General features: G+C 37.0%; 15 protein-coding genes. 7 read left to right on the top strand and 8 right to left on the bottom strand.

Features of this window, described 5'->3' with window-relative positions:
• Positions 1 to 28: 28 nt before the first annotated feature.
• Both FEZ33_RS04110 and FEZ33_RS04115 read right to left on the bottom strand, forming a co-directional pair.
• Positions 29 to 367: a CAP domain-containing protein gene (locus tag FEZ33_RS04110; RefSeq protein WP_138404128.1), complete on the bottom strand. Its 339-nt coding sequence runs from the start codon at positions 365 to 367 to the stop codon at positions 29 to 31.
• Positions 364 to 1323 carry a LysM peptidoglycan-binding domain-containing protein gene (locus tag FEZ33_RS04115; protein ID WP_138404129.1) on the bottom strand — a complete coding sequence of 320 codons (960 nt, stop codon included), beginning with the start codon at positions 1321 to 1323 and terminating at the stop codon, positions 364 to 366. Before FEZ33_RS04115 ends, FEZ33_RS04110 begins: the two co-directional genes overlap by 4 nt.
• Positions 1324 to 1539: 216 nt before the next feature.
• On the opposite strand from FEZ33_RS04115, the gene FEZ33_RS04120 reads away from it, so the two are divergent.
• The 3 genes from FEZ33_RS04120 to FEZ33_RS04130 all read left to right on the top strand — a co-directional run bounded on the left by FEZ33_RS04120 (position 1540) and on the right by FEZ33_RS04130 (position 4307).
• Entirely contained in the window at positions 1540 to 2154 is a 615-nt protein-coding gene (locus tag FEZ33_RS04120; RefSeq protein ID WP_268951497.1) for a sigma-70 family RNA polymerase sigma factor, read from the top strand.
• A 1-nt stretch (position 2155) separates the two neighbouring features.
• Positions 2156 to 3253: an anti-sigma factor domain-containing protein gene (locus tag FEZ33_RS04125; RefSeq protein ID WP_138404131.1), complete on the top strand. Its 1098-nt coding sequence runs from the start codon at positions 2156 to 2158 to the stop codon at positions 3251 to 3253.
• Between the two features lie 88 nt (positions 3254 to 3341).
• Positions 3342 to 4307, top strand: a complete 966-nt coding sequence (locus FEZ33_RS04130; RefSeq protein ID WP_138404132.1) for a PepSY domain-containing protein — start codon at positions 3342 to 3344, stop codon at positions 4305 to 4307.
• A gap of 128 nt (positions 4308 to 4435) precedes the next feature.
• Here FEZ33_RS04130 and FEZ33_RS04135 read toward each other — a convergent pair whose 3' ends face one another.
• Together FEZ33_RS04135 and FEZ33_RS04140 are read right to left on the bottom strand one after the other, a co-directional pair.
• A complete protein-coding gene (locus FEZ33_RS04135; protein WP_138404133.1) occupies positions 4436 to 5164 on the bottom strand; it encodes a DsbA family oxidoreductase in 729 nt (242 codons plus the stop codon).
• A gap of 86 nt (positions 5165 to 5250) precedes the next feature.
• Positions 5251 to 5673: a lipocalin-like domain-containing protein gene (locus tag FEZ33_RS04140; RefSeq protein WP_138404134.1), complete on the bottom strand. Its 423-nt coding sequence runs from the start codon at positions 5671 to 5673 to the stop codon at positions 5251 to 5253.
• Positions 5674 to 5874: 201 nt separating this feature from the next.
• Here FEZ33_RS04140 and FEZ33_RS04145 point away from each other — a divergent pair, with 201 nt between their 5' ends.
• Positions 5875 to 6843, top strand: coding sequence for a diaminopimelate dehydrogenase (locus tag FEZ33_RS04145; protein WP_138404135.1), 969 nt, complete (start codon positions 5875 to 5877; stop codon positions 6841 to 6843).
• Positions 6844 to 6892: 49 nt separating this feature from the next.
• On the opposite strand, the gene FEZ33_RS04150 is transcribed toward FEZ33_RS04145, so the two are convergent.
• Together FEZ33_RS04150 and FEZ33_RS04155 are read right to left on the bottom strand one after the other, a co-directional pair.
• A complete protein-coding gene (locus FEZ33_RS04150) occupies positions 6893 to 7870 on the bottom strand; it encodes a Gfo/Idh/MocA family protein (RefSeq protein ID WP_138404136.1) in 978 nt (325 codons plus the stop codon).
• Positions 7871 to 7892: 22 nt separating this feature from the next.
• A complete protein-coding gene (locus tag FEZ33_RS04155; protein ID WP_138404137.1) occupies positions 7893 to 8906 on the bottom strand; it encodes a Gfo/Idh/MocA family oxidoreductase in 1014 nt (337 codons plus the stop codon).
• Positions 8907 to 9070: 164 nt separating this feature from the next.
• On the opposite strand from FEZ33_RS04155, the gene FEZ33_RS04160 reads away from it, so the two are divergent.
• The 3 genes from FEZ33_RS04160 to FEZ33_RS04170 are packed head-to-tail and all read left to right on the top strand — an operon-like array spanning position 9071 to position 11031.
• The gene (locus FEZ33_RS04160) at positions 9071 to 10027 is read left to right on the top strand and encodes a Gfo/Idh/MocA family protein (RefSeq protein ID WP_138404138.1); all 957 of its coding nucleotides are present in this window, start codon (positions 9071 to 9073) and stop codon (positions 10025 to 10027) included.
• Positions 10028 to 10065: 38 nt separating this feature from the next.
• Positions 10066 to 10263 (top strand): YwbE family protein, encoded by a 198-nt coding sequence (locus tag FEZ33_RS04165; RefSeq protein ID WP_138404139.1) that lies wholly within the window; start codon positions 10066 to 10068, stop codon positions 10261 to 10263.
• A 54-nt stretch (positions 10264 to 10317) separates the two neighbouring features.
• Positions 10318 to 11031: an MgtC/SapB family protein gene (locus tag FEZ33_RS04170; RefSeq protein ID WP_138404140.1), complete on the top strand. Its 714-nt coding sequence runs from the start codon at positions 10318 to 10320 to the stop codon at positions 11029 to 11031.
• Between the two features lie 16 nt (positions 11032 to 11047).
• Here the strand turns inward: FEZ33_RS04170 and FEZ33_RS04175 are convergent, their stop codons facing one another.
• Both FEZ33_RS04175 and FEZ33_RS04180 read right to left on the bottom strand, forming a co-directional pair.
• The gene (locus tag FEZ33_RS04175; protein WP_138404141.1) at positions 11048 to 11596 is read right to left on the bottom strand and encodes a hypothetical protein; all 549 of its coding nucleotides are present in this window, start codon (positions 11594 to 11596) and stop codon (positions 11048 to 11050) included.
• A 123-nt stretch (positions 11597 to 11719) separates the two neighbouring features.
• Complete coding sequence (locus FEZ33_RS04180) at positions 11720 to 12043, bottom strand: hypothetical protein (protein ID WP_138404142.1); 324 nt, start codon at positions 12041 to 12043, stop codon at positions 11720 to 11722.
• Between the last annotated feature and the right edge of the window lie 244 nt (positions 12044 to 12287).

Genomic DNA, 12287 nt, shown 5'->3' on the forward strand with positions numbered 1-12287 from the left:
CAGTAAATTCGGTATCTTTTATTTTACTTTAGTTACTGAATACTTGTGTTGAATAGATAATGATGTTGTCTCCATTTTCGTATGTATCAAGTTGAATTGCATGATCTAAATACGAACCATCCATCATGTTTTCATAGTGTCCTGGACTCTTCTTCCAATTATCAAATAATTTTTGAGCGATTTCTTCTGGTGCCGCATTGCGTGAGATATATGTTTGTTGCAGGTTCTCTCCGACAATCGTTCCACCTTGATCAAAGCCGGGTGCTGTGTAGAAAGATAATCCATTCGGTCTTGTATGTGAAAAATGTTCTGTAATTTCTGCTGTTCGACTTACGGCAGCATTTTGTAAATGATTACCATAATTCAACTGGCTCTGCCCATTATTTGACGTTCTTGATTGACTAAATTATGGAATTCTTGAGTAACGGCATCAAGATTGACATTATTTGTATCAGTTACAGTCGTATCAACGGGTGGTAATTCATCTAAAGTTGTATCTGCTACTTGACTATCTCCTGTTTGATCAGGCGATTGTGTTGTTTCTACTTCACTCTCCTGGGCAATCGTTGTAGGGATATCCCCTTCGGTTTTCGGAGTGTGTCCTGGAATGTTATTTGGGTCGTTATAGAATCTTTCTAACCAATAATCGTCATCATCCCAGTCGTCATCATAACGGTCATCATCATCCCAGTCGTCATCATCCCAGTCATCGTCGTCCCAATCGTCGTCATCCCAGTCATCGTCGTCCCAGTCATCGTCGTCCCAGTCATCGTCATCCCAATCATCGTCATCCCAGTCATCGTCATCCCAATCATCGTCATCCCAGTCATCATCATCCCAGTCATCGTCATATGCACCAGCGACGTGGATATCTTGGTTATCAATGAGTCCGATTAAGACATCTGCAGTATTCATATGATAATCTTCGCTCAGACCATTCAAGTCTAATAATTGCTCAACGGTCAAACCTGCAGCGGAAGCAATATTTGGAAGAGTGTCTCCCCACTGAACAACATAAGCAATCGAACCTGCTTCTTCTTGACGAAGTAATTCCTCTTTTATTTCTTCAGGAGATTTTTCTTGCCAACGATTAATCAATGCATCTAAAGCAGCATTTTGTTCATTTTGCACTACCGGATGGCTTAATACATTATTTGTTTGAGTTTTTTCTACATTTTCAGTTGCGGAATTAGCTAAAGCACTTTCTAAGATATCAGTCGAATGACTAAAAGCTAATCCAATGGAAGCAACAACACCAATTGATAATAGAGCCTTTTTAACACTAAAACCTTTTCTTCTTAATAGATATTTCTTGTTTCGCATTTTCGTACCTTCTTTCTTATTTTTGACTTTGCTTTGCCAGTCGATACATAATACGAAAGCTATATTAATTTTAGGGACCTTTTTGGAGGATAATTAGATTAAATCAATAAATATTTGTGCTATGATTTAACCAACTACAGAAAAAGGTCCCTAAATTGTTAAAAAGTTACGTATTATATATTGAGCAGATAGGAGGCATTTCAAATCGAAAAACAAATTGAGCAACTAATTGAAGAACATTACGGCTTCATAATAAAAGTAGTTAGTGAGACTACCAATCGATATGTTAATGTTCAAAATGATGATGCTTTTTCAATTGCTTTGTTAGCTTTTAAGGAAGCCGTTGAAAAATATGACGAGTCAAAAGGATCCTTATTGAATTTTGTAAAAGTGGTTATTCGAAGTCGTGTGATCGATTATCTAAGGAAAGAAAAAAAGAATGAAGAGATGGCATCCTTAGATTCGATGGAAGAATCAGGCGTACAATTTCAAGACGAATCGAGACAAAGCGAAAATGTATTAGCGATTGAAATTGAAGAGTGGAAAAGTACGATTGAAGACTTTGATATTAGTTTGGAGCAGTTAATAGAAGAATCTCCAAAACATAAAGATAGTCGCGAAAGAGCGATTCATATCTCGGAGAAATCAAGTAAACATAAGCCGATAACAATACCCTTATTTGAAAAGAAGCGTCTGCCTATAAAACTAACCGCAACATATAATAATGTCTCAGTGAAGGTTATAAAAGGAAACAAAGTGTTTATCACATCGACAATTATTATATTTAAAAATGGGTTAGCAAGCTTAATAGATTGGATAAAGAGGGGATAAGATGAGTAAATATGATGTAAAAGAAACGATTGTCATTGAAATCAAAGCAGATTACGTCATCGTCATGGACCCGAGTGGTGAAATTCATCGGTTGAAAAGAAAAGATTCTTTAGCCGTAGGCGATCAAATTTTTTACTTTGATTCTGATCGATACCAAGCGAAAGAAAAAGTTCGACATGTGAATTTTAGGCCACTAATAAGTCTCGTAGCGGTTGCAGCAGTGTTGTTCTTATTCTTTAATCTTTCTCAAAATATTTTTGGTCCTTCAGAACCTGCATATGCAGCCATTTCAATCGGAACACAAGAAGGTGTTCAAGTTGAACTGAATGATGATTATGAAGTCGTTAGAGTTATTAATCGACTGGGTGAAATGGAGAATGAAAGTATAACTGAAGGGGAAAGCTTAAGCGAAATTACACCTTCACTGGTAAGCCTCATTGATGAATCAGATTCCTTAGATGTTCTGATTGCTATCTCAGCCGCCAATGCGGATGATACGAATGCGATTGAGGATCTAGTAATAGATGAGTTAAGGAACGCAATGGCAAACAATAATATTGTTGTTATTAAAGGAACAATGGAAGACTACGAAAATGCGACTCAACAAGAAGTCTTACTTGGTGATTATCAATTGGCTAATGCAAATATTTCATTGTGGACAGATGAAGAAAGTCGCGTATTATCAGCTAAAGAAAAACGTGACCGCTTATCAGGAAACGCGGAGTATTATAATTTAAACCAAAGTAGTGAACGTTTTAGAGAATTGTTAGACAGTATTTATAATCGCTCAGAAGTTCAAGAACTACAAAGCTTCTTCCAAGGATTAGTTACACCAAAACCAACAGATAATAGTGAATTTAATTCAGAGGATGATTGGTTCGAATCGTTTTATGATGAAGATTCTTATAATACTAATGACAGTGTAAATAGTTCAGTGAATACTTATATAGAAGACGACGATGACTGGGATGACGATGATTGGGATGATGACTGGGACGACGATGACTGGGACGACAATGACTGGGACGACGATGATTTTGATGACGATGACTGGGACGACAATGACTGGGATGATGATTTAGACGATGATGATGATTAATTTTTGAAAAAGGTACCTAAAAACAAATCGACATTCGTATTATTTAATAAGCCGAGCAAACGGTAAAAAAATAAGGGAGAGATAGAAAATGAAGATGAAAAAATTCCTTCTACTCAGTGCATCAATGCTTGCTCTAAGTGGCATCACGCCTGTAGTAAGTATTAATGCGCAAAATAATGATGTTGGTACTGTTGCGATTTCTCAAGAACAAACAAGTGAGTTACAAAATGCTTTTGATGAGGCAGTTTCACTTTATCAATCATACTATCCAAATGCCGAACTAACAGATATTGATATTCACATGCATCAAGAAACAGGGCAGTTTATTACAAGAGTTCTTGGCCGTGGTGAGACAGAAGCATATCAATTAATTAGATATAACGGGGAAAACTTTTTTGCAAGTAAATCTAGAGATGATGACGATGATAATTTAGCTATAAATGTTGATGAGCTGGCTTCCATCGAAGAAATCACTCAATCAGTCATGGATCACACTCAAAATAATAATATCGTTAATTGGAGTTTAGATAGTGATGACGATGATGATATCAGTGATGACGATAAACTAGAGTGGGAGATTACACTCATTGATGGTAATCGGGAAATCGAAGTCGAGATTGATGCCTTAACAGGGGATATTCTTGACCAAGATGATGGTAGAGATGACATTAATGACGATGTAAATGATGACGATAACGACGATGATGATCGCCATTACTACCGTCAATTCTATAATGATTATAGTGGAAGCCGCCCAACAGTTTATGATAATAATTATTACTATGGACGTGATGATAATCGTTACGATGACGATGATTGGGATGACGACGACCGTTATGACGATGACTGGGACGACGATGATTGGGATGATGATGACCGTTATGATGATGACTGGGACGACGATGACTGGGACGATGATGACTGGGACGATGATGACTGGGACGATGATGACTGGGACGATGATGACTGGGATGATGACGACTGGGACGATGATGACTGGGATGACGATGACTGGGACGACGATGACTGGGATGATGACGATTGGGACGACTAACGAGACGCATCGTTTAAATTAAGACGATTCAAACTAAGTTGAATAATTATTTTTAACAAGAAAAAAACGTAATGAAAGTGGATTTGCTTCCCCTCTTCATTACGTTTTTATTTGTTTATCTTTTGAAGCTAGTCGCAGATCCAAGTTCCATTTTCAACGCGACACGATGCGCCAGTATTATCACCTAATACTTGAAACTGAGGTGTCGTAGGTTTAGTGATATTAATATTTGCTTCTTGTGCTGCTTGCTCTAAAGCTTGTTCAATAAGCTCTTGAGGTTGGGCACCACTAATTAAGTATTTTTTATCAATGACTAAAGCTGGAGCTCCTTGGATACCATAAGCGTTAACCAGGGCTAAGTCATTTAAGACAGCCTGTTTAGTTTCATCATTATTTGCTTGGTTCTTCCATGAATCAAAGTCGATGGACGTCTCTTTTACTAAGTCATCAATGACTTGTTGATCTGCAATATTTAAATTACGTACGAACAAGCCTTCTTGAAGTTTATCAAAGACTTCCCAGTACATTGAATCGCCACCAATTAAACCAGCAGCTTTAGCTGCAATTAGACCGGGTTGCGAATGAGGGAAGTTGAAGTCCGTCTGTTTCATGCCATCGATATTAAAGCGGTGCTCATCATCATTTTGATTTGCGGCTTCCCAATGGTTTAATACTTCTGGTTTAACTGCTTCATGACTTCCGAACATTTGCTCAAAGTGTTCTACTTCCCAACCAAGGGCAAATGAGCGGTGTTGTATATCTAAATTTTGATATTTATCCATGACTTTTCGCAAGCGATTTGACATCGGAAAGCAAAAAGAACAGATAACATCGTGGAAAAATTCGATTTCTAGCATAATAGCCTCCTTTATTTCGTAGTGTTAGTATAGCATATACACCCATCGTTACAATAAGCATTTGATTGTGTAAGCGGTAAGATTGCTTAACTTTTTTTCTGCCAGACTAGTTTACGCTCGGGGTGTTCAATATTTGATAAGTATAAGCGGTCTCCTTCAATGTTAACTGAACGTTTTTGTTTTGATCCTCGATATGCAGGGATAAGGCTTAATTCCACAGAAGTAGTCATCACAGCTTTTTCTTCATCCAAACTAAAATGTCCTGAATATGCATGATACCCATGCATTCCCATGGCTTTCTCAACATCCGTTCTATAGTGAGTGACGGCATCTTTAGATAAAGCTTCTTTTGCCATTATTTGAACAGAGAATAAGCCCGTGTGATCAAAGACTATATATCCTGTAGCATCTTCACCTAAAGGATAAAAAACTTGGTCATTTTGATCGACTGATTCGAATGATTTAAGTGACCAAGTGGTTCCGATTAATTGTTCTTCTAAGTTTTTCATATTTACCTCCAGATATTTTTACATTAAGTACAGAATACTATAAATAGTCACTTTTAGCTGTATTATCGCTTGTGTAACACTTACCAATAATATTCTAAATTCAAAAAAAGGAAATAATATTATAGTAAATTAATTGACAAATTAAGTAAAAAGAAGCAAAATATAATTAGTTTTTAACTATCCTGTAAGGAGGATTTAATTATGATAAATATTGGAATTGTAGGTTACGGTAACTTAGGGCGCGGTGTAGAGGCTAATTTAAAGAATGCGCCAGATATGAACTTAGTGGGGATTTTCTCTCGCCGTAATCCAGATACTTTAGATACAGAAGCAACGGCGTATCATATAGATGATATCTTAAATTTTAAAGATGAGATTGATGTATTAATCTTATGTGGTGGGTCGCGTTCGGATATTCCGGAACAAGGACCCGCTTTAGCAGAACATTTTAACACTGTAGATAGCTATGACAATCATAGCCAGATTCCGAACTATCTTGAAAGTATGGACAGTGTGGCAAAAGCACATAAATATGTGTCAATTATTGCGACGGGTTGGGATCCAGGATTGTTTTCTTTAAATCGTTTAATTGGAGAGGCTATCTTACCTAAAGGAGATACATATACTTTCTGGGGTAAAGGGTTGAGCCAAGGGCACGGAGATGCGGTCAGACGCGTTGAAGGGGTTAAAGATGGCGTTCAATATACAATTCCAAATACAGAATTAATTGATCAAATCCATGCAGGAGAAACCGTCGAATATACATCTAAATCCGCTCATAATCGTGATGTGTATGTGGTGTTGGAAGAAGGTGCAGATGCAGAAAAAGTAAAAAATGACATTGTAACGATGCCAGATTACTTTGAAGGTTATCAAACCGAAGTTACTTTTATTACTGAGGAAGAATTGCATGCAAATCATGCTGGTTTACCACACGGTGGACGAGTGATTCGCTCAGGAGAAACCTCATCTGACATGCAACAAGTCTATGAATTTGGTTTAAACTTAGGCAGTAACCCTGAATTTACGGCTGCAGTCAATGTAGCATATGCACGTGCCGCTTATAAATTGCATCAAGAAGGGCTTTCTGGAGCTGAGACCGTTTTTGATATTGCGCCAAAATATTTATCACCTAAGAGTGCTGCAGATTTACGAAAAGAATTATTATAATGAGAAACCCCCGAAAGAAATGCGGTGACATTTCTTTCGGGGGTTATTGTTATCCTAATTTGATACCAGCATCTTCAAGTGCTTTCTCTGCTACTTCCATGACGATTTTACTATGTGTGAGTTTCTCACGTACAGTATCCATATCATGTTCTTTAATGATGCGGTTGAAGGCGATAAATTCTTCATACATACGGTGCGGGTGTACTTTTAAATCAATGACTTCTTCCGTGTCTTTTCCAATAATTTTTGTATAACTTTCTAATGTATTCGTCGGACCATTAATAATGAGCGAGCCATCGGTTCCTTGAATAGTACTTTTAATGGGTGCACTCGTGTCTTTAGATCCAATACAGACAACTTTTGTTTGATCATATTCCATGACTAATATTCCGGATGTATCAATCTCTCGTTCGATATTAGCATAATATTCAACCCGGTTTGGTTTGCCTAATAAGCCAACAACGAGGTGAATATTATAAATATTAATATCCATCAGCGATCCGCCACCCATTTTTGGGTTAAAAGCCGGCAGAATAGTTCCTTCTTTGAAAGCGTCATAACGTGAAGAATACTGTGAATAATTACATTCAATGATTTTTAAATCACCCACAGCATTTAAATCCTCTTTAAGCTGGGCAAAATTAGCAAAGTATTGATTTGTAATGGCTTCAATTAATATTAAATCTTTCTCTAAAGCGATGGCTTCCAATTCTTCTAATTCTTTTAAAGTTAAGGTGAATGGCTTCTCACAAATCACATGTTTGCCTGCTTCAAGGGCTTTTTTACTGAATTCATAATGTAGATGATTCGGTAGGGCAACGTAGACGGTATCCACATCAGTGAGTTTCAGAATCTCATTCTCGTCAGTATAGACCCCATCAATATTATAAGTGGCAATTAAGTCTTTATTTTTATCTAAACTTCGCTCAGATGATAATAAGGCCTTTAAATTAATTTCTGGGATGTCTTTTACCATATCTAAGAATTCCTGAACGATCTTACCTGCGCCAAAGATTGCTAAATTCATAAATCTTCCTCCATTCAAAGGTTTAACTTAAGTGTTTTGTTCCTTCTTCAAGTAATTTAATTTGTAGTAAAGTTTGGTCGTCTTTAACGACTTTATCCTGTTTGTTAATAATTGTTTGATAGACATCTTCATAGAAGCGACTATAATCGCCCACTTCAGAGATGACTTTTTCTTGATGATAGTTATTGTCATCATCCATATAAGTTAAAGTGCCGTAATGTTGGGGTAAATCAACACCAAAGTCCGCTTCAGTAGGCATGTAAAATTGTTTCAAATGCTCTTCTTGACGGTCTGTTGTCTCTTTAACAAACGAGCCTTTCTTACCATATAGAATAAAGCTAGGACGCGGTGTCAAACGGAAGTAACTAGATTTTACGGATACTTTTAATTTGCCGTAATAAAGATCTAAATCAAAGTAATCGTTCATTCGACCTTTACCTAATAATTGTCGCACGTCTGAATAAACCTCGTCAGGCTCTCCAAAGTATGAGATAACTTGATCTAAAGTATGGCAAGCATGTCCATACAAAAAGCTGTCAATTCGAGAATACGTACTATTCTCCGGTACTTCTGGTCGGAAGTAATCAAAATGCATCTCGAGTTCTAATAAATCACCTAACTTATTTGATTCAATCACTTTTTGAACCGTTAAGAAATCTGAATCGTACCGTCTGTTTTGATAACTTTGAACAAAGAGATTCTTTTCTTTAGCTAGGGTAAATAATTCCTGAGCTTGTTCGACTGTTTCAGTGAAAGGTTTCTCGACCAACATATTTTTCCCACGCAGTAAACCTTCTTTAGCTAACGGATAATGACTTGAACTTGGTGTAGTTACTACTACAAGTTGGATTTCTGGGTCATTATAAATATCGTCGATATTCGTTGTATACTGCACTCCCTCAATCGGAGTCCAGTCACTTTTTCCACTGCGAGAATAAATGGTTTTGATTTTTATTTTGTCAGATAATTGGGTTGAAAAAGGCAAATGGTAGCGATTAGTACTTTTACCATTGCCAATGTATGCAATTGTAAGCATGAAAACCCTCCCTTTATATTGTTATTATTAACTATATGCTAAAAACGAGAAAATTAATAGAGATAACTATTCGTAAGATATTATGAATCGAGAAAAAAATAAGGTACAATTTACATAATGAAAACACTTTTATAAAAAATACATTTAACAAAAAGGGGTAACGTATGATTAAATGGGGAATTATTGGTGCGGGAAATATTGCACATCGCTTTGCGGCGAGTTTAGAACAAGTGAAAGGTGCACGTTTATATGCCGTAGCACGACGTACAATGGAGAAAGCAGAAGCTTTTAGAGCAGAACATCCATGTGATGTCAGTTATGATAATTATCAAACTTTATTAGATGATTCAGAAATTGATGCGGTCTACATTGCTTTACCACACCAATTTCACCTAGAATGGGTTAAGAAAGCATTGCGAACTGGAAAGGCTGTTCTATGTGAAAAGCCAGCGACGCTGTCACTTCAAGAAATGGAAGAGATTACTGAGACGGTGAAAGAAACGAATGTATTCTTCATGGAAGCAATGAAAAGTCGCTTTGTCCCGGCTTATCGTGAGATTAAAGAGCGCATCGAAAAAGGAGATATCGGTGAAGTGTTAAGTGTTTCAACGTCTCTGTGCCGTGTATTTACTGAAGCGGATGCAAGTTATCACTTTGAGCCTGTTCAAGGGGGCTGTTTACTGGATATGGGAGTGTATAATATTTCATTGATTGAAGATTTCATGACATCACCGGTTCAAGTGAAAGACGTAGATTATGAAGTGACAGATAATGGGGTTGAAGTCTATGTCGATGCGAAATTAGAATCGAATGGTGTGATTGGACGAGTGGAATCAGCCTTTGACCGTGAAAAGGAGACAGTCGCAATTATTACGGGAACCATTGGAGAAATTCGCATTCCAAACTTCCACCGTCCAGCCTCATACACACTCACTTTAGCTGACAGCAATGAAGCACAATTACATGAAGTGCCGTATGATCATGATGATTTCTACAGTGAAATTGCCCATGTTGTTGAATGCATTCAACAACACAAAACAGAAAGCCCAATCATGTCATTAAAGCATTCAGAAAATGTGGCTCGAATCATGGACCAAATTAAAGAAGAAATTGTGTTATAATAGAAGGTCGTTATAAATGTCTTAAAGGAGGAATACAAATGAAAGATGGAACCAAACGTGCCGATATTCAAATCGGAGCAAAAGTGAATGTTGTTCAAAAACAAGATCAACGCTCAGGAAAATTGACTGAAGGTGTTGTAAAACGTCTCTTAACTAATTCACCTAACCACCATCACGGAATTAAAGTGATGTTAGAAAGTGGCATTGTAGGTCGAGTTAAAGAAATTATTGACTGATTTTCCAAAGAATGTATAATAGATGACTTGAAAAAAACTGAGAGGAGGAATGTAATGAATCTAACGTTTGATTTATATGAATTAAATACAATAACGATTCTTGTTCGAATATTACTGGCTGTTCTCATTGGTGGATTAATTGGTATGGAACGTGGGATGAAGAACCACACGGCAGGACTGCGAACTTATATTCTCGTCTGTCTTGGTTCTACCATGGTCATGATGACAAACCAATACGTTACTGAGAATATCGGTGGAGGAGACCCAACTCGTTTAGGTGCTCAAGTAATAAGTGGGATTGGCTTTTTAGGAGCTGGAACCATTCTTGTTACCAATCGAAATCGAGTGAAAGGCTTAACAACTGCTGCTGGTTTATGGGCGGCTGCCTGTATTGGTCTTGCGATAGGTATTGGCTTCTATGAAGGAGCGATTGCTGGTGGTATCGCGATTTTACTGATTATGACCTTACTTAGACCTTTAAAGAAAGTCATCCAAGGGAAGTCGAGTAAGATTGATTGTTATATTATTGCAGATTCTTTAGATAGCTTTAATCACTTTTTAGAATTTTGTGCGGACTTACGCGTGAATATCATTGATATGCAGATTGAGAGTGAGCATGTCATTGAGAGTGACTACGAAACGGACTCCAATGAAATTGTTTACTTTGTAGCTATCGATTTATATAACCGAATTCAGAAGCAAGACTTTATAATGCGTGTCAAAAACTTAAAAGGGATCAATTATTTTGAAGAATTAGAAGGAGAGTAGTCATACCCTCCTTTTTTTATTTCCAAATTTTAGCGTATTTCTTTTGATACTTGGGGTCATCGACAGAGTCGATAAGTTCAAGTGCTTGAGTTTTAATGACTTCGTCATGCGTTTCGTCATATAAATTACGCATGCCTTGTAAGAAGTCATTACGAATGAGTGTATAATTTTTCTCTTTGTCGCCATCTTTAAAGCGGTCTGTCACGTGTTGTAAGAACAGTTCTTTAGCTGCATCGCTTCCTAGACCGACCCGCCATAAAGTTTGAATGGTGTGGCGTGCAGTGACGAATTTTCCATCAAAAGTGACTTGCCATAAAGCATCAAAATCCTTTAAAATGCGGTCTTCAGGGTCACTATAGGCAGCTAAGCGTGATAAATATTGGGCAGCTCGTGATCTTTGATGTCCATCTTTATCCGTTAATAATTCAATTAAATCATCCCAAACGTCATAAGACCAATCAACGGGTTGTTCTAAAGTTGAATTCAGTTCCAAAAGGGCGTCGTAGCGTTCTTCTTTCGTTCCATTTTGAGATAGCTCAAATAAGTCTTGTATTTTTTGATCCATAAAGCACCACTTTCTACTGTTTAATTTCTAGCCATTGTCGATATGCTATCTCGAATATTTTTTCTAACGTTGGTAATTCAATATCCTCTAATTGTTTAAAACTAATACTACTGCTACCAATTTTCACTTTCCCCAGTTGGTCTTGATATTTTTTGCCAAGTATGTCTTATCTTCAACGGCATTCACATACAGACTAAAGTAAGTCTTCTGCCTAGCTAAACCAACCATAAACCATGTCTCATCGGACTTGCCTTTTATTGGAATTTCTCCATAACCAACGATCTGTTGTTGGGATCCACCCCAAAATTTGCCTTCCCAAATGTTACGGTTATCTTTGCCAAATTGTTTCGTTAACATTTGATCTAATCGAATGATAGTATCTTGATCCTTTTCGTCTAATTCATTTAAATATACATCAAACGTTGTGTCTGTTTTAACTGTCGCCATAATAAGACTTCCTTTTCTTAATCAATATATCATATTATTTATAAAAACACTGCGAAATTAACTTTAACTAAGTTGAATGATTTTGTTGATAGATTGTGTGGTATTAAAATATAGATACGCCGATTGTAAAATTAAGCTAGACAACTAAAACAGCCATTTGTGGTACACTCAACTTGTAATTCCGACCAAAGAATACAAAGGAGTGACCACAAATGACCTACACCCATCTTACCACGGATGAACT

Origin of the sequence: Ruoffia tabacinasalis, from assembly GCF_005864045.1 — a bacterium.
Lineage (GTDB): Bacteria > Bacillota > Bacilli > Lactobacillales > Aerococcaceae > Ruoffia > Ruoffia tabacinasalis.